This is a genomic window from Pseudarthrobacter sp. rb, from assembly GCF_056389225.1.
The window spans coordinates 178225-200524 of record NZ_JBWJAR010000007.1 but is presented as its reverse complement, the minus strand read 5'-3'; the positions used below and the strand labels follow the sequence as shown (position 1 = coordinate 200524).

Below are 22300 nucleotides of genomic sequence, written 5' to 3'. Positions count from 1 at the left end.
ATCGACGAGCATTCAAAGGAGAGCCGTGACGATTCAAACCAGCCCTAACCTCGACTGGCCCGAGATGGCCGGTAGCCATACGTCCCTTGACGAGGTTCCGGCTTCCGACGTCTTCGGCCGTAAGGGAAGCGGCCCCCTTTCCGGTGTACTGGTTGCTGATTTCGGCCGTGTGCTTGCCGGCCCCTACTGCACCATGCTGCTGGCGGACATGGGCGCGACGGTCGTCAAGATCGAAAGCCCTGACGGCGACGAAACCCGGGCGTGGAAGCCTCCCGTCCGGGACGGCGAATCCACGTATTACCTGTCGATCAACCGCAACAAGGGATCCATCGCCCTGGACCTCCGGGACGAGGATGACCGAAGGATTGCCCAGGAAATCGCGCAGCGGGCCGATGTCATGGTCGAAAACTTCAAACCAAACTGCCTGGAACGGTACGGCCTGGACTACGATTCCGTGGCAAAAGCGAATCCAGAAGTGGTGTACGCATCCATCACCGGCTTCGGTACGGCGGGAGGGGCTTCACTTCCGGGATATGACCTGCTTGTCCAGGCGCTGTCCGGCCTGATGAGCCTTACGGGTGCACCCGATACACCGGCATACCGCTCGGGCGTTGCCGTTTTCGACGTCATCACAGGCCTTCACGCTGCGATAGGAATACTCGCGGCCCTTCATGAGCGGACGCAAACGGGCCGGGGGCAGCACATCGAAGTCAACCTCATGTCATCCGCGCTGTCCGGCATGGTCAACCAGACCGCCGGTTATCTGTTGAGCGGCACCGTCCCGGCAAGGCTGGGAAATGAACATCCAAGCATCTACCCCTACGAGCCGCTGCCCACGGGCGAAGGCGACATTGTCATTGCCATCGGTAACGATCCCCAGTTCCGCAAGCTGTGCCAAACCCTTGACCTCCCGCAGTTGAGCCTCGATCCCCGGTTCGCAACGGCTCCGGCCCGCAGCCTGAACCGCGAAGAACTCCGGCCGGTGCTGCAGGCGGCCCTTGGCAAAGCATCTTCTACCGAGTGGTTTGACGTTCTCACCGGGGCTGGAATTCCCTGCGCTCCGATCAACGACGTTCGCCAGGGGCTCGATTTCGCTGAACGCATTGGACTGGAGCCCGTCGTCACCATCGGTGAAGGCAGGGATGCCATCCCCACCGTCCGGAATCCCATCACTTTCTCGAAGACACCCGTCAGCTACGACCTCGTTCCCCCGTCCCATGACGGAAACCGTGACCAGGTTCTTGCCTGGCTTGAGACGGGAAACCAAACCAAGGCACAGCGGCGGCCTGCATCCGCATCACAACGAAAGGTTCAACGATGACCACCACAGCCGACCGGCAGACGGCAACCTCTGATTACTTCCGTTTGGACGACGATCTCACTGCTGACGAGATCGCTATCCGCGACAAGGTCCGCGCGTTCGCCGAGAACCGTGTACTTCCGGTTATCAACGCCTACTGGGAAAAAGCCGAATTTCCCGAGGAACTGCTCGAACCATTGGCTAGGCTGGGTGTCATAGGAACCACAATCAAGGGCTACGGTTGCCCCGGTATGAGCCGCAAAGCCGCCGGAATGGTGGCACGCGAAATGGCCCGCGCCGATGGGAGCCTCAACACGTTCCTCGGCATCCATTCAAACCTCTGCATGGGCGCCCTTAACCTCCTGGGCAGCGCCGAGCAGCGGGAACGCTGGCTCCCGCCCCTGGCCAGGATTGAAAAGACCGGCGCCTTCGCACTAACCGAACCGGAACACGGCTCGGACTCCGTGGCTCTGGAGACCGCGGCCCGGCGCGACGGAGACTCCTGGGTGCTCACGGGCCGCAAACGCTGGATCGGCAACGGCCACGCCGCTGACGTCATCGTCCTGTTCGCTCGAAACACGGCAGATGGAAACGTCAACGCATTCGTTATCGAAAAGGACGCTGCAGGCCGGTACCCCGAGGGCTACTCCCCCACAGTCATCTCTGGCAAGGTTGGCAAGCGTGCCATCCTTCAGGCCGACATCGAAATCACGGAAATGCGGATCCCCGACGCCAACAGGCTGGAATTGTGCCATTCCTTCCGCGATGTCTCCCGGGTGCTCCAGGCAACACGGGGCGGCGCGGCATGGGAGGCGGTGGGCCACGCCATGGCAGCGTTCGAGATTGCAGCGGATTACGCGCTCAGCCGCCACCAGTTCGGAAAACCGATCGCTTCCTACCAACTGGTCCAGCACCGCCTGGCCAACATGCTCAGTGAACTCACCACCATGCAACTGCTCTGTACCCGCATGGCCGAACTCGCCGACCAGGACAAGCTCACCAACGCCATGGCCTCGATGGTGAAGATGGCCACCGCCCAAAAGGGCAAGTGGATCTGCAACGAAGCACGGGACTTGCTGGGCGGTAATGGACTGCTGCTGGAAAACCATGTTGTCCGCCATATGACCGACATGGAAGTCGTCTCAACCTATGAAGGCACCGACTCGATGCAGGCCCTCATCGTAGGCCGCGATATCACCGGAATTTCCGCGTTTAACTAGACCGTCATCCGGCACAAGACAGCACATCACACACATGATTGGAACACCCATGCCTGAGGCCTTCTTGATCGGCGGGGCACGCACCCCCGTCGGCCGCTACGGCGGCACCCTGTCCTCCATCCGCCCGGACGACCTCGCCGCACTCACCCTGCGCGCCGCCGTCGAACGCGCCGGCATTGACCCGGGCGCCGTGGACGAGGTGATTCTCGGCAACGCCAACGGCGCCGGCGAGGAGAACCGCAACGTGGCGCGCATGGCATGGCTCCTCGCGGGGTTCCCGGACACCGTCCCCGGCATCACCGTCAACCGCCTCTGTGCCTCCGGGCTGAGCGCCATCATCATGGCGTCCCACATGGTCAAGGCAGGAGCGGCGGACATCGTGGTGGCCGGCGGCGTCGAATCCATGTCCCGCGCACCGTGGGTGATGGAAAAGCCACACAAGGCGTTCGCCAAGCCAGGCGCCGTCGTCGATACCTCCATCGGCTGGCGCTTCCCCAACCCCGCCTTCGTCTCCGGCGAACTCTCACGCGACGGCAAGGCCACCTACTCCATGCCGGAAACCGCCGAAGAAGTGGCCCGGGTTTACGGCATCTCCCGCGACGATTGCGACGAGTTCGCCGTCCGCTCCCACGAGCGCGCCCTGGACGCCATCACCGCCGGGCACTTCGCCGACGAGATCGTCCCCGTGACGGTCAAGGGCCGCAAGGGCGCCGAAACCATCGTGGACACGGACGAAGGCCCCCGCCCCGGAACCACCCGCGAAGTCCTCGCCGGGCTGCGGCCCGTGGTGAAGGGCGGCAGCGTGGTCACCGCCGGCAACGCCTCCACGCTCAACGACGGCGCCTCCGCGATCATCGTCGCGTCCGAGGCCGCCGTCCAGAAGTACGGCCTCATGCCCCGGGCGCGCATCCTCGACTGCGCATCAGCAGGCGTGGGTCAGGAAATCATGGGCATCGGCCCGGTCCCGGCAACCCGCAAGGTCCTGGACCGGACCGGTCTCGCTGTGGGCGACCTGGCCGCCGTCGAACTCAATGAAGCGTTCGCTTCGCAGGCGCTTGCCTGCCTGCGCGAATTGAAGCTTGAGCCCGGCATCGTGAACAACGACGGGGGCGCCATCGCCCTGGGACATCCCCTCGGCTCGTCCGGGTCGCGGCTGGTCATCACCCTCCTGGGGCGCCTCGAACGCGAAGTCACCGAGGGCCGGAAGCTGGGCCTCGCCACCATGTGCGTGGGTGTCGGGCAGGGCACGGCGCTGCTGCTGGAGGGGCTGTGATGACGGAATTGACGTACGACGTCGGCACGGAGTTGGGTGCCGCGGGTTTCTCAACGCTGCAGATTGAGGAGCGGGAAGACCGATTAGCGGTGCGGCTCCACCGGCCGGACGTCCGCAATGCCATCGACCAGGCCATGGTGGATGAGCTGCACCTGGTGTGCGCGTACCTGGAGCGAACCCCGAAAATCCTGATCCTTTCAGGCACGCCCGGGAACCCGGACACCGGAGCCAAAGGCATCTTCGCCTCCGGCGCCGACATCGCGCAGCTGCGTGAACGCCGCCGGGACAACGCACTGGCCGGAATCAACTCCGGCATCTTCGACCGGATCGCAAGACTGCCCATGCCCGTCATCGCCGCCTTGGACGGGTACGCCCTTGGCGGCGGCGCCGAACTTGCCTACGCGGCCGACTTCCGCATCGGCACGCCAGATTTGAGGATGGGCAATCCCGAGACGAACCTGGGCATCCTTGCAGCCGCGGGCGCCACCTGGCGCCTGAAGGAACTCGTCGGCGAGCCGCTCGCCAAGCACATCCTGCTCGCCGGCAAGGTCCTCACCGGCCAGGAATGCCTTGCCGTTGGACTGGTCACCGAGCTCGTTGATCCGGACACCCTGATGGACGCCGCGCACGCGTTGGCAGACTCCATCGCCGCCCAGGACCCGCTGGCAGTCCGCATCACCAAATCCGTGTTCCACACCCCGCGGGAAGTCCACCCCGTCATCGACACCCTGGCCCAGGGCATGCTCTTCGAATCCCAGGCCAAGTTTGACCGCATGCAGGCATTCCTCGACCGGAAGAAGAAGTAGACATGAGCATCCCTGCAATTCCCGCCGGACTCCCCCCAAAGGTTGGTGTCCTCGGCGGCGGCCGGATGGGCGCCGGAATCGCCCACGCCTTCCTAGTCAAGGGTTCCGACGTCATTGTCGTTGAGCGTGACCAGGAAGCTGCGGACGCGGCCCGCGGGCGCGTCGAGGACGCCGTCGGCAAGTCCCTGGCCCGCGGCCTAGCAGGCAGGGCGGCCGACTACACCTCCCGCTTGTCGGTGACCACGGACTACGCCTCCTTCGGCGACCGGGAACTGGTGGTAGAGGCCGTGCCCGAATTGTGGGACCTCAAAGTCTCATCCCTGCGCGCCGTCGAGGCCGAACTCGGCAACGGTGCCGTGCTGGCCTCCAACACGTCATCCCTGTCCGTGAACGGCCTGGCTGACGAACTCGACCGTCCGCAGGACTTCCTCGGGCTGCACTTCTTCAACCCGGTCCCGGCCTCCACGCTCATCGAGGTGGTCGTGGGGAACAAGACCTCCGAGCCGCTGGCGGCCGCGGCGCGTGACTGGGTGGAGGCACTCGGCAAGACCGCCGTCGTCGTCAATGATGCCCCAGGGTTCGCCTCATCCCGCCTGGGCGTGGCCATCGCCCTGGAAGCGATGCGGATGGTCGAAGAAGGCGTGGCCTCCGCCGAGGACATCGACAACGCTATGGTGCTGGGCTACAAGCACCCCACCGGGCCGCTGAGGACCACGGACATCGTGGGCCTGGACGTCCGGCTCGGCATCGCCGAATACCTGCATGAGACCCTCGGAGAACGGTTCGCACCCCCGCAGATCCTGCGCGAGAAGGTGGCCCGCGGCGAGCTCGGCCGCAAGACCGGAACGGGGTTCTTCAACTGGAGCTAGAGAACCGTTTCACCGCTCGATTCTTACTTCCCGTCTAACTGGGTAAGCTCGAGTGATACTCTAAACTCAATAATGAGGGAAGGGATGCTGTGGAAATCAACCAGCTAGTCGCCTTTCTTGCCGTGGCGGAAGAACTGCATTTCGGCCGGGCCGCGGAGAGGCTCCACGTCGCGCAGCCGCCCCTGAGCCGGACCATAAAGCAACTCGAAAATGAGCTGAATACGAGGCTGTTGGACCGGACAACCCGATCTGTAAAACTGACGTCCAGCGGTCGGGCGCTTGTGGGTCCGGCTACGGAAGTCCTCGATGCCCTGCGCCGCGCCGAAGACGCGGTCCGATCGGCGGATGGCGGGGAATCCGGGCTCGTTCGCATAGCCTTCGCGGGCGCCTCCACGCATCAATTGGTTGCGCGCTTGGCACGTTTGGTGAGGGCACAACGGCCAGGCATACAGCTGGACCTTTCCAGCCAAAACTTCGCCCAACCCGCCATGACAAAGCTGGTGCAGGACGAGACCGATGTCGCTTTCGGACGGTGGGATGTGATTCCGGCCGAAATCGCATCGGAAGTTGTGCTGCGGGACTCCCTGGTGATCGCACTCCCCGACACGCATCCGCTGGCGGGAGCGCGCCGGTTAGCGATCGCAAAGTTGGCCGCGGAAGCGTTCATCTCCTTGCCGTCCTACGAAGGCGCGGTGTTGCCCGACCGGCTTCGTCGGCTCGCACGAGACAACGGCTTTGTTCCCAATGTCATCCAGGTGGCACCCGACACCCAGACAGCGCTGGCTCTTGTCAGCGCGGAAGTAGGGTGCCACCTGACGTTGGCATCGGTGGCAGACAGTGCGACCGATCCACACGTAGTCTTCGTTCCCCTGGCGGACGCCACCGCAGACGTCGACCTCAGAGCCGCCTGGCGCCCGAACGATACGAATCCTGCAGTCAAGGCTGTTCTGCACGAAGTCATGAACCTGAGTAAGGTTTCCAGGAACCAGGTCACCGCAGGTGATGCGGACTACTCACATGGTCGCCTCGCCTGAATCGAGACCGAGCTGACGGAGACGGCGGTAAAGCGTCGTCCTGCCCATTCCCAGCAAATCCGCTGCCTCCGACTTGTTACCACCGGTGGCATCAAGGGCCTTGATAATGGCATCGCGCTCAGCAGTCTTCATCAGCGACAGGGGGCGCCGGGGAGGCGCCTGCTGAAGATGCTTTGGCAGATGCCGTCTTTCGATGACCGAAGCATTGACCGACCGAACCAGATCGGTGACCGTCCTTGCCAACTCGGCCACATTGCCGGGCCAGTTCCACTGAACCAAGGACTGCAGCGCAGCCGGGGACATCGTGTGCCGCGACCCAGCGTCGACTTCATTGAGAATCCTTGTCACCATCCCCGGAATGCGTTCCGGAGTTTGAGCCAGTGGCGCCGTCCGCACACTAATCCCCAAGGCGTCTATGAAGGCCTGGACTCCTTGGGACGCGTCTTCGCTGAACACCGTGACCAAAAGGCTTCCGGAACGATCACCAGCTGTCCATCTCCTCTGCACCGCGTCCACGATCCTGGAGAACACACTGAAGTCGTCGCTGCCGGCGTGTTCAAGCCTGCGTAGGAGGACATCTTTGCCTTGCTTCAAAAGTGACTCGACCCGATCCCAGGGTGTCGGCAATCCGGCTGACATGACGAATACTTCGACTGGGCCCGATTTGCCCCATGTGGCTCGAAGGTCCAGGGCTGCCGTCGCCCGTCCGGTGCCGACTGGCCCCTCGACGACAGCGATCGCTTGCCCTGGGGCGGCCACGAGGGGACCGGACACGGAATGCGCACCGATATTCAACAGGCCGGGCGCAGCTGGTCCGCCGCGCAGTAATGGCTCCATCTCAGAGAAGTGAACAACAAAATGAACCCGCGGCCCGTCACTGACCCTGCGTGCCGTAATTTCGAGCATCGTTCCCTCGAGTTCACGCCTGAGCGTCGGCGAGGAAGACCAGTTATGGGCGTTGAGCACTTCCCAAAGCATGACGTGGGAAGCAACATTCACATACGGCAGGCCCGGGGTATTGGCGAGGATCGATTCGTGGTCCAGCACGACCGTGGGCCGCTGGGAACTGGTAAAGCGCATGAACGACATAGCCAGCGCAAGGTCCTGGGGCCGCGCAGACGTTCGAAGCCTCTCCTCGATCTGCTGGCTGATCTCCCGCGCCAGCGAAAGCATGATCGGATTTGCCGATTGTATTGGCCCACCTAAGGCGATCGAACCCACCACAAGACCAGCCGGCGTATAGATGGGCGCGGCCGCGCAGGCGTTCGTTGCCAACGCGTCGCTGTAGTGCTGGCTTCCCTTGACGAACACTGGCCGCTTTTCCACCATCGACGTGCCCAGTGCATTTGTACCGATGGCGTCCTCGGAGTAGTCGAACCCCTCTGCGGCATGCATGTTATCCAAGCGCCGGCGCTCACTGCTGTCGCTCGTCCGCCTGTCGACGATGCTGCCGCCGCGATCGCTCAGGAACAGGGTAGTTCCGGTGTCTTCCAGTTGATGCTGCCACCGGTCAAGTACCGGCACAGCAGCCCTGCCCAGGAGTGTGTCGGTATCTACGTCGCGGTACCGTTGTGCAGGCCCTGAGGCTTCAACTGCGCTGCCGATCGATCGGCGCCAACTGCGGACGATAAGGTCCGGAACCGATTCGTCTGCCTGGTAGACCCCCGTTAGTCCGGCACGAATTAGTTTTTCACGTGCCTCCCGCACTGGATCAGTCATGTTGCACCTTTGCAGTTTCATCCCTCCCGGGCAAGCGAAAGCAGTGACAATTCTTGCTTTCCGGGTATCAAAGCCGGTATTTCGGGCCCCGTCCCAGTGTTTCAAGTTGAAACACTCAGCCGCTCTTCCGCAGCCGCAGACTGGTTTACACGAAGTGAATTATCTCACACCGTCCTATTAGCCGGAGGAGCACCATCATGGACAAAGTCGTCCCCAACGAGACCCAGCAGCTCGACGCACTCGTCGTGGGAGCAGGTTTTGGCGGCATCTACATGCTGCACAAGCTTCGTAATGAGCTCGGCTTGAATGCTGTAGCCATTGATCGGGCTGGAGGGGTTGGCGGCACCTGGTACTGGAACAAGTACCCGGGAGCCCTTTCCGACTCTGAAAGCTTCGTCTACCAATACTCTTTCGACCGTGAGCTGTACCAGCAGACTCCGTGGGACACCAAGTACGTGCCCCAGGCCCAAATCCTCAAATACCTGAACGGGGTCGTCGACCGGTACGACCTCCGCCGCCATATCCAGCTTGAAACCGGAATGACGGAGGCCGAGTTCGACGAGGCTGCAGGAATCTGGACGGTTCGCACGGACCGCGGGGTTACCTTCCGATCGCGATTCCTTGTCACGGGGCTGGGCCTGCTCTCTGCCACCAACCTGCCGAAGTTTCCGGGCATGGAAACCTTCAAAGGCCGCTTGGTACACACGGGCGCTTGGCCCGAGGACCTGGATCTCACCGGCAAGCGGGTAGGTGTCATCGGCAACGGCTCCACAGGCAACCAGGTCATCACGGCCACGGCTCCGATCGCAGCTCATCTGACGTCATTCCAGCGCACGCCGCAGTACAGCGTTCCCGCAGGCAACCGCAAGCTCACGGAACAGGAGCAGAGGGCCCACCGGGAGAACTTCGAGGCCAACTGGGATCAGGTCCGGAACTCTTCCGTTGCCATGGGCTTCGAAGAAAGCACGGTCCCGACCTTCAGCGTTTCCCCCGAAGAACGGGAGCGGATTTACCAGCGGGTCTGGGAGGAAGGAGGCGGTTTCCGCTTCATGTTCGAGACCTTCTCGGATATTGCCACGGACCCTGAGGCCAACGAAGAAGCCGCGAAATTCATTCGTCGCAAGATTGCCGAGATCGTCAAGGATCCGGAAACACGCCGTAAGCTGACGCCGACCGACCTCTACGCCCGCAGGCCATTGTGCGATTCCGGCTACTACGAAACGTTCAACCGAGCGAACGTATCTCTTGTCAACGTCAAGGAAAACCCTATCGAGCGGGTAACTGAAGAGGGCATCGTCACAGCTGATGGCGTCCTTCACGAGCTGGACGTACTCATCTGCGCGACGGGCTTTGACGCCGTGGACGGCAACTACGTGCGCGTCAATATCCGGGGACGTGCGGGCGAAACACTCAAGGAACATTGGGCTGACGGACCAACCAGCTACCTCGGCATGGCAACCAACGGCTTCCCCAACATGTTCATGATCCTGGGACCGAACGGCCCCTTCACCAACCTGCCGCCGTCAATCGAGGCGCAGGTCGAGTGGATCAGCGAAACCATCAACCACGTCTCGACCTCGGGAACGGGATGGATCGAGGCCAAGGCCCAGACGGAGTCTGACTGGACTGAAACCTGCTCCGATATTGCCCACCAGACCCTCTTCCCCCAGGCAGCATCGTGGATCTTCGGCGCAAACATCCCGGGCAAAAAGCGGACCGTTATGTTCTACCTCGGCGGCATCAAACAGTACCGGTCCATCCTCTCGGAGGAAGCTTCGAACAAGTACCCGAACTTTGCAACCAATGCGGACATCCTGACTCCAGCCTGAAATGGCCGCTCGGCAGTCCGGGAAGGGCAAGGCCAGCCGCCCTTCCCGGACTGCCCCGACATGATGAAAGTCTTTCAATGAAGAAATATGCAACTGTTGATCCCACAAGTGGCAACGTAGTCCAGGAATTCGACACCATGACCGACTCGGAGGTGGCGGCTTCCCTGGGGCGCTCCTACGAGGCATATCGGTCCTGGCACAGGAAGGACCTTGCCGAACGCTGCGCCGTCCTGCAGCGGATAGCAGATCTTCACCGGCAGCATTCCGTTGAGCTTGCCAAGCTCATGACGCTGGAGATGGGCAAACCTATCTCGCAGGCAAGAACCGAAGTCGAACTGTCTGCAGCGATTTTTGAGTACTACGCCACCTCTGGAGAACAGCTCCTCGCAGACGAGGAACTCGATATCGCGGGGGCCGGCCGGGCCCTGGTCCGAACAGCACCCATTGGACCGCTCCTTGGCGTCATGCCGTGGAACTTCCCTTACTACCAGGCCGCACGGTTCATCGCCCCCAATTTGCTGCTGGGCAACACGATTCTGCTCAAGCATGCGAGCAACTGCCCGCAGCAGGCATTGCGCATCGAGGACATCATCCGTGCCGCCGGGGTACCTGAAGGGGTCTACCAGAACCTTTTCGCCACGTCGGGACAGGTGGCGGAACTCATTGCCAGCCCGGAACTGCAAGGCGTATCCCTCACCGGGTCCGAAAAGGCAGGCAGCGCCATCGGCGCACTGGCTGGACAGCACCTGAAGAAATGCGTCCTCGAGCTCGGCGGGTCGGACCCGTTCCTGGTGCTTCCCGCAGCCGACGTGGAAAAGGCTGCCGGCGCGGCGGCCGCGGGCCGGTTCGGGAACGCCGGCCAGGCGTGCACATCCTCGAAGAGGCTGATCGTAGACTCCTGCAATTGGGATTCATTCCTTGACGCGTTCCTGGCAAAGGCAGCGGAATGGCAAATCGGTGACCCCATGAGCGAGGACACCCGCCTCGGTCCGATGTCCTCGCTCCAAGCACGGGCGGAACTGGCCGAACAGGTCGACGATGCGGTAGCCAAGGGGGCCACCGTCCACCTTGGCGGGTTTATCCCCGAGGGCCGCGGTTCCTACTACCCCGCAACAGTACTGTCCGGCGTCACACCGGACATGCGCGCGTACAGGGAAGAACTTTTCGGACCAGTAGCCGTACTCCACCGGGTCGACTCCGTCGACGAAGCAATCACACTCGCCAACGACTCGCCCTATGGCCTCGGCAGCGCCGTGTTCACGGACGACGAGAAGCAGGCCGCCTACGTCACGGACCGCCTGGAAGTGGGCATGGTGGGAATCAACACCACCATCAAGAGTGCCCCAGACCTGCCCTTCGGCGGCGTCAAGAGCTCGGGAATCGGCCGGGAACTGGGCAAGTACGGCCTGAACGAGTTCGCCAACAAAAAGCTCGTCCGCACTATCTAAATACTGAACACACATCCGAGGAGGCGCCATGCGCGCAGCGGTGTACTACGGCAAAAACAAAGTCGAAATCGAAGACGTCCCGGAACCCACACCGGGAGAGGGCCAAGTAAAGATCAAAGTCAGCCGCAACGGCATCTGCGGCACCGACCTCCACGAATATTACGACGGCCCGATCTTCATCCCGCCCAGCGAGCCGCACCCGCTCACAGGGAAATGCCTTCCCCTGACACTGGGCCACGAATTCTCCGGAGTAGTCACGGACATCGGGCGGGGTGTCACCACTATCCGGGAAGGCGACCGGGTTGTCGTGGAGCCCATCTATCGGTGCGGCGAGTGTCGCCCATGCAGGACGGGCCTTTACAACCTTTGCAATGTGATCGGTTTCCACGGGCTGATGGCAGATGGTGGCATGGCCGAATACACCGTCGTCCCGGTCAACCAAGTCCACAAGCTTCCCGACAATGTTTCGCTGGAGATGGGCGCACTCGTCGAGCCGATGTCCGTGGCCTATCATGCAGCCACCCTGGGCGAAGTCAACGATCAAAGCAGGGCACTGATCTACGGAGCCGGCCCTATCGGCATCGGTCTTTGGTTTGCCCTGCGCGGAATGGGACTCACAGAAATCGACGTCGTCGAACCCACCGAGACCCGCCGCAAGTCCATCGAGGCCCTCGGCGCCCGCACCCTGGACCCAACAAAGGAGGACGTCACGTCCCTCATAGCCGACCGGACCAATGGCGACGGTGTAGACGCCGCCTTCGACGCTGCAGGAGTCGCCCCCGCAGTACAGTCAGCCCTCGAATGCCTCGGGGAACGCCGGCCCCTTATCAGCGTGGCCATCTACGAAAAGCCACTGCCAACGCCCCTGATCAACCTCGTCCTCAGGGAACGCCGCATCCAAGGCACCATCTGCTACACCAGCGCCGACTACAGCGCAGTCATCGACCTCATGGCCAAAGACCACTACAACACCACAGGATGGGTCGAGGACATCCCCCTCACCGGACTCATCGAAGACGGCTTCGAACAACTCCGCGCAGGCAAGAAGATGAAACTGCTCATCGACCCCGCCAACTGACCCCAGGGCGACCCGTTGCTGCAGCATGAACAAAGGCTGGGCCCGCAGTGGCGGGCCCAGCCTTTCTTGGTGCGGGAATAGAATACCTCGAACCGAGGGTTACAGCTTAGGGCATTTCCGCTCGATTCCCTTAGCCATATGAAACAGGAGACTCCATGGCCAACACTCCCCTTGCTGCCGGCGATACAGCACTACTGCTGGTAGATCTTCAGAATGACAACGCCCACCCAGAGGGCGCTTTCGCCTCATTCGGGGCAGCCGACCACGCGCGTGAGCAGGGCCTGGTTTCCCACGTGCGGCAATTGCTCGAGTGGGCACGAAGCAATTCAATGCCGGTCATCCACAACCGGATCGTGTTTTACCCCGGTGGCAACTATGGCGGCACCAACGCCCCTATCTTCCGAATGATCGGCCCGGAGTCGCTGAAACTCGGCTCCTGGGGCGCCGATGCCCTGGAAGGCTTGGAGGCGCTTCCGGACGAGCCCGTCCTGATCCGCAACCGCATGAGCAGCTTCAACGGCACCGGCCTGGACGTGCTGCTGCGGAATTCGGGGGTTAGCACGGTTATTGTGGCAGGCGTTTGGACCAATATGGCCGTGGAACATACGGTGCGTGACGCGGCGGACCACGGCTATCGAGCGGTACTCGTGACAGATGCGACGTCGAGCATCAACGGGGACTGGCACGAGGCGGCTCTATCGTATGCCTTGACGAACATCGCCGAGCTCCAAACAACCGCGGAAATCACCGGGTCGACTGCCTGACTCCGCATATGAGCTTTCAACGGCCGCCGCGGGATTTCCGAACGCCCGCCCGAAGCAAGAGCTACTGACGGCAGTAATCCCAAATCGACGGAACGAAAAGCGGGGGCCCCAGGGGCGGGCCCCCCCTGTTTGTTACCCGACACCCGGCACCCAAAATTCCCCTACTAAAAAAAACCGCGCCATCAACACGGGGGGCCCGCGGGGGGGCCCCCCCCGCTTCTTTGTACCCCTAGACGCGTCACAAATATTCCCCCGGGGACAGGGGCTTGTGGCGGGGCGCACAGTCCAGTAATAATGAATAGTCACTATTAGCTATTTAGCTGACGAACCCCGCACTTCGCCCCTTTGGCGCCCAAATCTCGGAGACATAGATGTCCATCGGAAACCACAACGTTCTTGCCCCGCGCACGCGCGGGCAACGTCCCACCGGCCTCGCATGCGGAGAAAGGCCTACAGAACCCAAAGGTCCACTGTTCATTGCAGCCCTAGCCCTTGCCCAACTGACCCTGTTCATTGCCCTCCTGGGACCCGTCATGGTCTCGATGGCTCTTAAAGTTTCAACACTTACTGAAGATCCCACGTCGCGGACAAGCATCGTCGGTTCCGTCCTGGGTATTGGTGCCCTGGCGGCCGTAATCGGCAACGCGGTTTTCGGGCGGCTTTCTGACAGAACTACCTCCCGATTCGGGCGCCGCCGGCCATGGTTGATCGGCGGCACCCTGGTCATGGCCGCAGCACTGCTCGTCATCAGCCAGGCCACCAGCCCCGAAGTCCTCATGATTGGCTGGTTCGTGGCACAACTCGGAGCCAACGCAGCCATCAGCCCCTTTGTCGCCACCCTGGCAGATCAGCTGCCCGAAAAGCAGTACGCCAGTGTTTCGGCCACCATCGGCGTGATGCAGAACGTCGGCATCCTGGCGGCCACGTGGTTTGCATCCTTGTTTGCAACTGACATGCTGCTGCTTTTCATGGCCCCTGCTGCCGTCGGCGTCGTCGGCATGGTGATCTATGCACTCGTCCTGCCAGATCCCGTGCTAGAGACACGGCCGGCCAAGTTCACCGTGAAGGAGCTTGTCCAGTCCTTTTGGGTCAACCCCATAAAGCACCGCGACTACGGGTTTGCCTGGTGGTCAAGGTTCCTGATCTTCCTGTCCAGCTTCATGTTTACCTCGTTCCGCCTTCCCTTCATCGTGGACCGGCTGCACCTTGAGACGGCACAGGCAGCCGGCGCGGTGTTCATGGGAGTGCTCGTGTACACGGTGGCACTCGTGCCGGCGAGCTACCTGGCCGGATGGTTGTCCGACCGCACGGGCCACCGGAAGCTCCCGGTCGCCCTGGCTACCGCTCTTTTCGCCGTCGGCACATATGTTCTCGTCCACGTAGAAAGTGTTGAACAGTTCTACCTGGTCGAGGCATTGCTGGGTGTGGCCTTCGGCATTTACGCAAGCGTGGATATGGCATTGGTGCTGGAAGTCCTCCCTAACGCCAACAGCACCGCCAAGGATTTGGGCGTCTTCAACATGGCCAATGCAGCGCCGCAGTCCCTGGCGCCCTTTGCAGGCGCCTGGCTCCTGACCGTCGGGGCAGCGGCAACGCCCAACTACGGCCTACTGCTGGGTGCTGCTGCAGCTGCGGCGCTCGCTGGAGCACTCGTCATCCTGCCCATCAAGGGAGTTAGGTAGCACCGCCCTGTACGCCTTGGCATCCTCCCGGCCGTAGGCTGATATGGGTCGCACGCGTACGGGATGTTCTTTGAAAGCTTTTCCGGCGCCTCGCGCGCGGCAACCCCAGTCCATTCCAAAGACGGTGACGGTCCGCTGCAGTAGCGGACCGTCGCCGTTGCGGCACATCCAGGAGAGATCATGCAGTCTGCCACCGCTGCTCGTCCGTCACGCCGCCCGAGCGGCCGTCCGAAGGGAGCTGATGGCACCATTCGACGTGAGGAGATTCTCACGGCGGCCACCCAGCTGTTCTCCGTAGAGGGCTACAGGGGGCTAACAATGAGCGCCATTGCCCGGGGCTGCGGAATGAGTCTCTCCGGCTTGGTGCACTACTTCCCTACCAAGGATCTCCTTTTGCAGGCCACCATGGAACGTCGCGATGATGTGGACCAGGCCCGAATTGCACAACCTGGGAAAGCCCGCCCGCGGGGATGGGCCTATCTGGAGTCCCTCGTCGAACTCGTACGGCTCAATCAGCAGCAGGAAGGAATTGTCCGGCTGTTTACCACCGTCGCGGCCGAGGCCGTGGACCCCAATCACCCAGCGAATGCCTGGCTGCGCAGCCACCATCAAAGCTCGGCCCAGCGAATCCGGCAGGCGCTTGTCGAAGCCATGGAGGACGGGACCCTGGGCGGGGACGCCCCCGTCGATTCGATTGCCCGCAGCCTCATAGCTGCAATGGATGGGCTCCAGATTCAGTGGTTGTCTGACCCGGACTACCCGGACATGGCCGAAGACTTTGAGATGTTGGTGTCCACAATTCGCCACCAATGGGGATTGGGGCACGCCCAGGAGGACTAGCTTTGGCACCAAACGGAAGTGGGTGACGACGAAGTCGTTGGCGTCGCCACCCACTTGGCACAATCCGGGTCAGAAGATAATGACCGGCTTGATCGTCTTGCCGCTCTTGGAGTCCTCGAAGCCCTGGTTGATGTCCTCGAGGCTGTAGTCGCCAACGAGCTTCTCGAATGGAAAGCGTCCTGCCCTCCACAACTGGATAAGCCGCGGAATGAACACCTGGGGCACGGAACTACCCTGAACCACGGTCTTGAAGGTCCAGCCTTTCACCAGCGAAGCGCCTACTTCGAAGGCGACTTCAGTACCAGGCTTCGCCGCGCCGACGAGCGCGACCGTTCCGCGGACCCCCAGGGCGTCGGCTGCCTGCCGGAGCAGTGCCGGAATTCCAGTGGTATCCACAACGTAGTCCACGCCGGCTCCTGCAGTGATTTCACGCAACCGTTCTGCCACGTCCTCGGTCTTCGAGTTGATGACGTGTGTTGCACCAAGTTCCCGGGCGAGTTCCAAACGAGAGTCGTGGATGTCGACGGCGACAATGACACCGCAGTCCGCCACCTGCGCTGCCATCACTGCAGCGCAACCTACTGCGCCTGTGCCGAAGACAACGAGCGAGGATCCGCTTTCCGGCTTGAGTTCATTGAGGACGGTGCCTGCACCGGTGTTGATTCCACATCCCAGCGGGCCGAGATGCTCCAGGGGGATGTCCTTGTCCACGCGGACGACAGACTCTTCGACGACGTTTGCATACGTGGCAAAGGACGACTGGCCAAAGAAGTGGGATGAAATAACCTCGTCGTCCTTGCTCAGGGACGTCGCACCGTCGGCACGGCGCCCACCGAAGTCCGCAGCCATCAAATTCTCGCAGTAGGCCATCTGGCCGTTGCGGCACCGCTTACAGTGGCCGCAGTACGCAGCCGCCAGAACCACATGGTCGCCAGGCGCGACAGAAATGACCGAGTCACCGACTGCCTCGACGATCCCCGCACCTTCGTGGCCCAGGACGGCTGGCAGCGGGGTGGGGTAGACGCCGTCTCGGACAAGGGTATCGGTATGGCATATTCCGGTCGCCACCATGCGGACCCGGACTTCATTGTGGCGCAGATCGTCCAGCTCGAGCTGTTCAATCGTGAATGGAGCGCCGTTCTCACGTGCTACAGCAGCAGTTATCTGCACTGCAATCTCCTTGTCATGGTCACGGGGATGGCAAGCATCCCCGGTTGCGGAACCGCTATATGCGTTTCGCACGGCGCTGCACTCTGGTGCGCCTCGCCCTTCCGAGTTGTGTTTGAAGCAGGAGGAGCCGGGGCACCGCGAAGTACACCGCGATGGGGACCACCACCAGGGTTAGAACGAACGCGCGCAGCACAGGGTGCAGTTGCGGAGCCAGCGCCCCCAGGGCGCACATGCCTGCTGCGGCCATCGGAAATATGGCCAGCCACGTTACGACCGCACGGACATGCACGGATGCAATGCCGGTTGCGTGACGGTGATGCATGTCCGTTTCATCGGCGGCAAGAGCCCTGCCCTCGTGTTCCATCCAGTCTCCAAACGTTCGGTTGGACTAACCGTAGGCCTACCCCCGTGAAATTGCAAACGGTCAGTTGGAGTTACGATTGACGTATGGCATGGGACACGGACGCAACAAAGGCGAAGCTCCTCGACGCAGCTGTATCCGAGTTTTCCGAACGCGGCTTTTCGGGTGCACGTGTGGACGACATAGCCAAAAGGGCGGGATGCAACAAAGAGCGGATCTATTTCTACTTTGGGAACAAGGCAAAACTCTTTGAGGCCGCACTTACACGGGAGCTCGGTTCAGCACTGGGCGATCTACCCATACGTGAGTCTGGACCAGCGGCCGTTGCCGAGTTCGCAGGACGGTACTTCGACTTTGTTACGAGCCATCCATGCCTGGCGCGCCTTGCCGCCTGGGAGGGCCTGGAGCGGGACAATCCGGTCGGTGCAGAGAAACGGGCCATACATGCGGCCGGCAAGGTAATGGAGATCCGCACCGCACTTTCCGGCATAAGCGAGGCTCTCGCGGAAGATCTCCTGCTCACCATCATCACCTTGTGCCACGCCTGGATGACGAGCCAGAACGTTCATGTCGTTATCACGGGCACGCCCGATCAGGCCCGGCGCCGCTCCGCGATCATGCGGACCACTGAACTCCTCGCACGCGACACTTCGGGCGTGAGCTAGGGATGGCCTAAGTTTTGCCGGGACCTGCTTGAACACAGAAGAGGTCGACGCCGGGTGGGCACCCGCCGTCGACCTCTCCTGTACGAGGTGACGAAGCTCAGGCAGCAGAACCGCTCATCAGTGCTGGAACACAATGACGGGCTTGATCACCGAGCCCTGGGCGGAGTCCTCGAAGCCCTGATTAATCTCTTCCAGGGCGTAGTTACGCATAAGCTTGTCCATTGGGAAGCGGCCTTCCTTCCACAGTTCGATGAGCTTGGGAATGAACACCTGGGGCACGGAACTGCCTTGGATTATGGTTTTGAATGTCCAGCCCTTGACGAGTGACAGCCCGATCTCGAAAGTAACCTCGGTTCCCGGTTTCGCTGCGCCCACCAGGGCAAGCGTGCCCCGCAGGGCCAAGGCGTCTGCCGCCTTGCGAAGCAACTCCGGCCGCGCCGTGGTGTCAACCACATAATCGGCGCCGCGACCGTCCGTCAGGCGAAGGATCTCGTCCGTAAGGTCGAGTTCCTTGGTGTTGATCGCGTCTGTCGCACCGAGCTCCTTTGCGAGATCAAGACGGGAGGCGTGGATGTCCACGGCGATAATGCGGGCGCAGCCCGCCACCCTCCCGGCCATAATGGCGCCGGACCCGACCGCACCAGTACCAATCACAACGAGCGTGCTGTTCAAAGCTGGCTTCAACTCGTTGAGGACTGCCCCTGCTCCAGTTTGGATACCGCAACCGAGTGGTGCCACGATGTCCAGCGGGACGTCCGCGCCAATCCGGACGACGCTTTCCTCGACGACATTCGCGTAGGTAGCGAAGGACGACTGACCGAAGAAATGGGAGGAAATGACTTCCCCGTCCTTGCTCAACGCGGTAGTTCCGTCCGTCCGCCGGCCTCCAAAGTCGGCGGCGAAGAGATTTTCGCAGTAGGCCATCTGACCGGAACGGCACCGGTCACATTTTCCGCAGTATGCCGCGGCGAGCAGAACGTGGTCACCCGGCTTTACCGTCGTGACGGAACTGCCCACCTGCTCCACAATGCCTGCACCTTCGTGTCCCAACACGGCCGGGAGCGGAGTCGGATATACCTGGTCCCGGACGATGGCATCGGTGTGGCAAACACCTGACGCTGCCATCTTGACCCGAACTTCGTTTGGACGAAGTTCATCCAGTTCGAGATTCTCGATGCTCAGTGGCTGATGTGGCTCTCTGGCCACCGCTGCGGTTACCTGCATTGTTTCGCTTCTTCTCCTTCGATTGGGGATTCCTAGAACGGGTACTGCTGGTCGGACTGCTCAACGGTGATCCACTTGAGCTCGGTGAATTCGTTGATGACTGCCCGGCCGTCGAACCGCCCGTATCCGCTGTTCTTCATGCCGCCGTACGGTGCTTGTGCCTCGTTCTGCACCGTGGCGCCGTTCACGTGGACATGGCCTGCCTGGATCCGCATAGCTACCTGCAGAGCGCGCGTGCTGTCCTTCCCAAAGACCGCAGCTGCCAGGCCGTACTCGGTATCGTTGGCAACCTGGACTGCCTCTTCGACCCCGGAAACGCGAACCACAGTGGTAATGGGACCGAACGTCTCCTGGTCATAAATGTCCATCTCGGGCCGTACCTTATCGACAATCGTGGCAGGCATTGAGGCGCCGTTGGCGCGGTCACCAACCACCAGTTCAGCACCCTTCGCGAGGGCGTCGTCGATGAGACCGTTGATCCTGGTGCCGGATTCTTCGCGGATCATGGGGCCAACAATGCATGCCTCATCCGTAAGTGGGTCACCGGCTGTAACCTGGGCAGCGCGGGCAGCGAACTTTTCAACGAATTCGTCGGCAACGCTCTCGTCAACCACAAAACGCTCAGTGGACATGCAGATCTGGCCTTGGTACAGGAATGAACCAAAGACTGCTGCGTTGACGGCACCATCGATGTCGGCATCATCGAGCACCACGAACGGGGCCTTACCCCCGAGCTCGAGCAGGACAGGCTTCAGATACCGGGCGGCCTTCTCGGCAATGATGCGGCCCACGGCCGTTGACCCCGTGAAATTGATTCGACGAACCGCAGGGTGGGCAATGATTGCCTCAACTACCCGATCGGAGTCTTCAGCGGTGCTGGTCAAGAAGTTCAGGACGCCCGCGGGAAGACCGGCTTCATGCAGGACCTCGGCAATGATCGCATGGGTTTTGGGGCTGGTCTCCGAGGCGCGGAAAACAACCGTGTTACCGCAGACAATGGGATACGCGATGGCACGCGCTGCCAACACTCCGGCACCGTTCCACGGCGCCATGCTGAGGACAACTCCAGCCGGCTGCCGAATAGTCATCGACAGGGTTCCCGGCTTGTCCGTCGGCAAGGTCTCGCCCTGGATCTGGGTTGCAAGTCCTGCGGCTTCGCGGAACAGCTGCGCGGTCAGAAATACGTTAAAACCTGCCCAAAGCCCTGCGGCGCCAACCTCGGACATCATGGTCTCGATAAATTCCGGTCCGCGGCGCTCCATTATCTCAGCAGCCTTCAACATCACTGCGCGGCGCTCGCTCGGTCCCGAGGTGGACCAGGTACTGAAGGCCTTCGACGCCGACTCCACGGCATCCAGTGCATCGTTCACGTCCGCTGCTGCGCTCTCGGTCACGAGAGCACCGGTTACAGGGTGCCGGCGTTCGAATGTCTTGCCCTCACGGCCATCCCGGGGCTGGTTGTCGATGATGAGTTGCGTCTGCAAAATGACTCCTTAGTAGATGTATTTCGGCACGAGCGGCGGGGCCGCCTGAATGACGGCGGTTAGTGATGAATGGTATTCGCGGACGTTGCAGCCGGGGCGCTTGCATTTTCTGCTTGGGTGGCGCCCCGGCGCGGAACCGCCAGGACGGCGACGACGCCGATCGCTGCCGCTACCGCCCAGATGGAAAAATTGATGAAGTTGCCCAGGGAGGCAGCCACCAGGACGCCACCGCCGGAGATGGCCAAGACGGCCCCAATGCGCCCGATTCCCAGTGTGATGCCCAAGGCAGTCGCCCGTGTGGCGCCAGAGAAATACGTGGCTACAAAGCCGTTCACGAGGATCTGGGCGCCAACTGAACCAAAGCCCACCACCGCGACGAGGAAGTACATCGCGACCAACGGCATGATTCCAGTGCCCATGAGAACCAGTGCGACGCCGGAGCATGCAAACGAAATGGCGGTTACATTGCGGGGCCCGAATTTGTCGGCCATCCGGGACGATACGAGCACGCCCACGACGGCGCCGATGTTGACCGTGAGCAGGAAGGTCAGCGACGAAGCCAGCGAGTACTTAGCAATGACCATGAGCTGCGGAAGCCAGGTGTTCAAGCCGTACACGAGGGTCTGCCCGCAGATGCCAGCCAATGAAAAAAGGACTGTTGCGGCGAGGAGCTTACCCGTCAACAGGGTGCGGAACCTGCCCTTCTCAGGCGTGTCTCCCCCAATCCGGACGGGCGGCAGTTGGTCAAGGCCGTAGTCGGCAACGATTCGCTCGGCCTGCGCCCTGTCGCCTTTCGCTGCAAGGTAGGCCGGCGACTCCGGGAGGAATTTGAAGAGCAGCGGAACAACCACAACCAAGGGAATGCCGCCGAGGGCGAGCATGCCCTGGAACCCCAATGACGACAGGAAAGCAAGCGACAGCAGAGCAGCCAGGATGCCGCCCACGGCGTACCCGGAGAACATCAGGGCGTTGTTGAAATTCCGGCGGTGGGACTGGGAGAACTCGACCGTCAACGCAATGGCCGTCGGGATGACACCGCCCAGGCCCAGGCCGGCCAGGAAGCGGAAAAGGCCGAACAGTTCCGGGGTGGGGGCCCAAGCGGTCAGCAACATCAGGAGTGAGAAGGCTGCGATGGAAGCCATCATGACCTTGCGGCGGCCAACGATATCAGTGAGGTAACCGATAAGGATCGCGCCGATGAACATTCCGGCAAGAGCGTAACTGCCGATCGCTCCCGTCTCTACTGGCGAGAGCCCCCAGGGCTTGTATGCCAGAAGCTTGGGAACGATGGCGCCATAGACGACCAAGTCGTAGCCGTCGAAAACAATGGCCAGGAAGCAAAGAAAAATGACAATACCCGCAGACTTGCGGGGGCGAACCGAGGACGGGGCTGGCGATTGAAAAGCCATGAGGACTCCAGGTGAATACACGACGTTGTGGTGGTTCCAGAGAACGTGGGGGCCAGTTGTGACCTGACCCACAAATAAATGTAACATTAAACCGTTGGGCGTCAAGATGAAGTTGCATAAATTTT

At 61.7% G+C, this 22300-nt stretch carries 19 protein-coding genes; 13 read left to right on the top strand and 6 right to left on the bottom strand.

The window, feature by feature from the left end; all coding sequences use genetic code 11:
• Positions 1 to 25 precede the first annotated feature (25 nt).
• From ACWRN3_RS11825 to ACWRN3_RS11800, 6 genes are all read left to right on the top strand, one after another.
• Entirely contained in the window at positions 26 to 1321 is a 1296-nt protein-coding gene (locus ACWRN3_RS11825) for a CaiB/BaiF CoA transferase family protein (protein WP_255175313.1), read from the top strand.
• The gene (locus ACWRN3_RS11820) at positions 1318 to 2520 is read left to right on the top strand and encodes an acyl-CoA dehydrogenase family protein (RefSeq protein ID WP_255175312.1); all 1203 of its coding nucleotides are present in this window, start codon (positions 1318 to 1320) and stop codon (positions 2518 to 2520) included. Before ACWRN3_RS11825 ends, ACWRN3_RS11820 begins: the two co-directional genes overlap by 4 nt.
• Before the next feature lie 49 nt (positions 2521 to 2569).
• Positions 2570 to 3793, top strand: coding sequence for a thiolase family protein (locus ACWRN3_RS11815; RefSeq protein WP_255175311.1), 1224 nt, complete (start codon positions 2570 to 2572; stop codon positions 3791 to 3793).
• Positions 3793 to 4599, top strand: a complete 807-nt coding sequence (locus ACWRN3_RS11810) for an enoyl-CoA hydratase/isomerase family protein (protein WP_255175310.1) — start codon at positions 3793 to 3795, stop codon at positions 4597 to 4599. The genes ACWRN3_RS11815 and ACWRN3_RS11810 overlap by 1 nt, the downstream gene beginning before the upstream one ends.
• Positions 4600 to 4601: 2 nt before the next feature.
• Positions 4602 to 5468, top strand: a complete 867-nt coding sequence (locus ACWRN3_RS11805) for a 3-hydroxyacyl-CoA dehydrogenase family protein (RefSeq protein ID WP_324644957.1) — start codon at positions 4602 to 4604, stop codon at positions 5466 to 5468.
• An 89-nt stretch (positions 5469 to 5557) separates the two neighbouring features.
• Entirely contained in the window at positions 5558 to 6502 is a 945-nt protein-coding gene (locus ACWRN3_RS11800; protein ID WP_255175308.1) for a LysR family transcriptional regulator, read from the top strand.
• Here the strand turns inward: ACWRN3_RS11800 and ACWRN3_RS11795 are convergent.
• The gene (locus tag ACWRN3_RS11795; RefSeq protein ID WP_255175307.1) at positions 6482 to 8221 is read right to left on the bottom strand and encodes a helix-turn-helix domain-containing protein; all 1740 of its coding nucleotides are present in this window, start codon (positions 8219 to 8221) and stop codon (positions 6482 to 6484) included. The two genes, ACWRN3_RS11800 and ACWRN3_RS11795, sit on opposite strands and share 21 nt — an antisense overlap.
• A gap of 197 nt (positions 8222 to 8418) precedes the next feature.
• On the opposite strand from ACWRN3_RS11795, the gene ACWRN3_RS11790 reads away from it, so the two are divergent.
• From ACWRN3_RS11790 to ACWRN3_RS11765, 6 genes are all read left to right on the top strand, one after another.
• Positions 8419 to 10050, top strand: a complete 1632-nt coding sequence (locus ACWRN3_RS11790) for a flavin-containing monooxygenase (protein WP_255175306.1) — start codon at positions 8419 to 8421, stop codon at positions 10048 to 10050.
• A gap of 77 nt (positions 10051 to 10127) precedes the next feature.
• On the top strand, positions 10128 to 11498 hold the full coding sequence (locus ACWRN3_RS11785) for an NAD-dependent succinate-semialdehyde dehydrogenase (protein WP_324644953.1): 1371 nt from the start codon (positions 10128 to 10130) through the stop codon (positions 11496 to 11498).
• A 28-nt stretch (positions 11499 to 11526) separates the two neighbouring features.
• Complete coding sequence (locus ACWRN3_RS11780) at positions 11527 to 12576, top strand: 2,3-butanediol dehydrogenase (protein WP_255175304.1); 1050 nt, start codon at positions 11527 to 11529, stop codon at positions 12574 to 12576.
• Positions 12577 to 12731: 155 nt separating this feature from the next.
• Positions 12732 to 13340, top strand: coding sequence for a cysteine hydrolase family protein (locus tag ACWRN3_RS11775; RefSeq protein ID WP_255175303.1), 609 nt, complete (start codon positions 12732 to 12734; stop codon positions 13338 to 13340).
• A gap of 371 nt (positions 13341 to 13711) precedes the next feature.
• Positions 13712 to 15022, top strand: coding sequence for an MFS transporter (locus ACWRN3_RS11770; protein WP_324644950.1), 1311 nt, complete (start codon positions 13712 to 13714; stop codon positions 15020 to 15022).
• A 180-nt stretch (positions 15023 to 15202) separates the two neighbouring features.
• Complete coding sequence (locus ACWRN3_RS11765; RefSeq protein ID WP_324644949.1) at positions 15203 to 15862, top strand: TetR/AcrR family transcriptional regulator; 660 nt, start codon at positions 15203 to 15205, stop codon at positions 15860 to 15862.
• Between the two features lie 69 nt (positions 15863 to 15931).
• Here the strand turns inward: ACWRN3_RS11765 and ACWRN3_RS11760 are convergent, their stop codons facing one another.
• Both ACWRN3_RS11760 and ACWRN3_RS11755 read right to left on the bottom strand, forming a co-directional pair.
• Complete coding sequence (locus tag ACWRN3_RS11760) at positions 15932 to 17032, bottom strand: NAD(P)-dependent alcohol dehydrogenase (protein WP_255175300.1); 1101 nt, start codon at positions 17030 to 17032, stop codon at positions 15932 to 15934.
• Positions 17033 to 17087: 55 nt separating this feature from the next.
• The gene (locus ACWRN3_RS11755) at positions 17088 to 17396 is read right to left on the bottom strand and encodes a putative antibiotic biosynthesis monooxygenase (RefSeq protein WP_324644946.1); all 309 of its coding nucleotides are present in this window, start codon (positions 17394 to 17396) and stop codon (positions 17088 to 17090) included.
• A gap of 83 nt (positions 17397 to 17479) precedes the next feature.
• Here ACWRN3_RS11755 and ACWRN3_RS11750 point away from each other — a divergent pair, with 83 nt between their 5' ends.
• Entirely contained in the window at positions 17480 to 18058 is a 579-nt protein-coding gene (locus tag ACWRN3_RS11750; RefSeq protein ID WP_324644945.1) for a TetR/AcrR family transcriptional regulator, read from the top strand.
• A 117-nt stretch (positions 18059 to 18175) separates the two neighbouring features.
• On the opposite strand, the gene ACWRN3_RS11745 is transcribed toward ACWRN3_RS11750, so the two are convergent.
• The 3 genes from ACWRN3_RS11745 to ACWRN3_RS11735 are packed head-to-tail and all read right to left on the bottom strand — an operon-like array spanning position 18176 to position 22280.
• On the bottom strand, positions 18176 to 19282 hold the full coding sequence (locus tag ACWRN3_RS11745; protein ID WP_255175298.1) for an NAD(P)-dependent alcohol dehydrogenase: 1107 nt from the start codon (positions 19280 to 19282) through the stop codon (positions 18176 to 18178).
• Positions 19283 to 19314: 32 nt separating this feature from the next.
• A complete protein-coding gene (locus ACWRN3_RS11740; RefSeq protein WP_255175297.1) occupies positions 19315 to 20766 on the bottom strand; it encodes an aldehyde dehydrogenase in 1452 nt (483 codons plus the stop codon).
• Between the two features lie 59 nt (positions 20767 to 20825).
• A complete protein-coding gene (locus ACWRN3_RS11735) occupies positions 20826 to 22280 on the bottom strand; it encodes an MFS transporter (protein ID WP_476740746.1) in 1455 nt (484 codons plus the stop codon).
• Between the last annotated feature and the right edge of the window lie 20 nt (positions 22281 to 22300).

Coding starts and splice junctions, on each gene's coding strand:
- ACWRN3_RS11810 (WP_255175310.1), top strand. CDS start 3,793: ATGACGGAATTGACGTACGACGTCGGCACGGAGTTGGGTGCCGCGGGT.
- ACWRN3_RS11765 (WP_324644949.1), top strand. CDS start 15,203: ATGCAGTCTGCCACCGCTGCTCGTCCGTCACGCCGCCCGAGCGGCCGT.
- ACWRN3_RS11750 (WP_324644945.1), top strand. CDS start 17,480: ATGGCATGGGACACGGACGCAACAAAGGCGAAGCTCCTCGACGCAGCT.
- ACWRN3_RS11780 (WP_255175304.1), top strand. CDS start 11,527: ATGCGCGCAGCGGTGTACTACGGCAAAAACAAAGTCGAAATCGAAGAC.
- ACWRN3_RS11770 (WP_324644950.1), top strand. CDS start 13,712: ATGTCCATCGGAAACCACAACGTTCTTGCCCCGCGCACGCGCGGGCAA.
- ACWRN3_RS11745 (WP_255175298.1), bottom strand. CDS start 19,282: ATGCAGGTAACCGCAGCGGTGGCCAGAGAGCCACATCAGCCACTGAGC.
- ACWRN3_RS11815 (WP_255175311.1), top strand. CDS start 2,570: ATGCCTGAGGCCTTCTTGATCGGCGGGGCACGCACCCCCGTCGGCCGC.
- ACWRN3_RS11805 (WP_324644957.1), top strand. CDS start 4,602: ATGAGCATCCCTGCAATTCCCGCCGGACTCCCCCCAAAGGTTGGTGTC.
- ACWRN3_RS11775 (WP_255175303.1), top strand. CDS start 12,732: ATGGCCAACACTCCCCTTGCTGCCGGCGATACAGCACTACTGCTGGTA.
- ACWRN3_RS11820 (WP_255175312.1), top strand. CDS start 1,318: ATGACCACCACAGCCGACCGGCAGACGGCAACCTCTGATTACTTCCGT.
- ACWRN3_RS11795 (WP_255175307.1), bottom strand. CDS start 8,221: ATGACTGATCCAGTGCGGGAGGCACGTGAAAAACTAATTCGTGCCGGA.
- ACWRN3_RS11785 (WP_324644953.1), top strand. CDS start 10,128: ATGAAGAAATATGCAACTGTTGATCCCACAAGTGGCAACGTAGTCCAG.
- ACWRN3_RS11755 (WP_324644946.1), bottom strand. CDS start 17,396: ATGGAACACGAGGGCAGGGCTCTTGCCGCCGATGAAACGGACATGCAT.
- ACWRN3_RS11790 (WP_255175306.1), top strand. CDS start 8,419: ATGGACAAAGTCGTCCCCAACGAGACCCAGCAGCTCGACGCACTCGTC.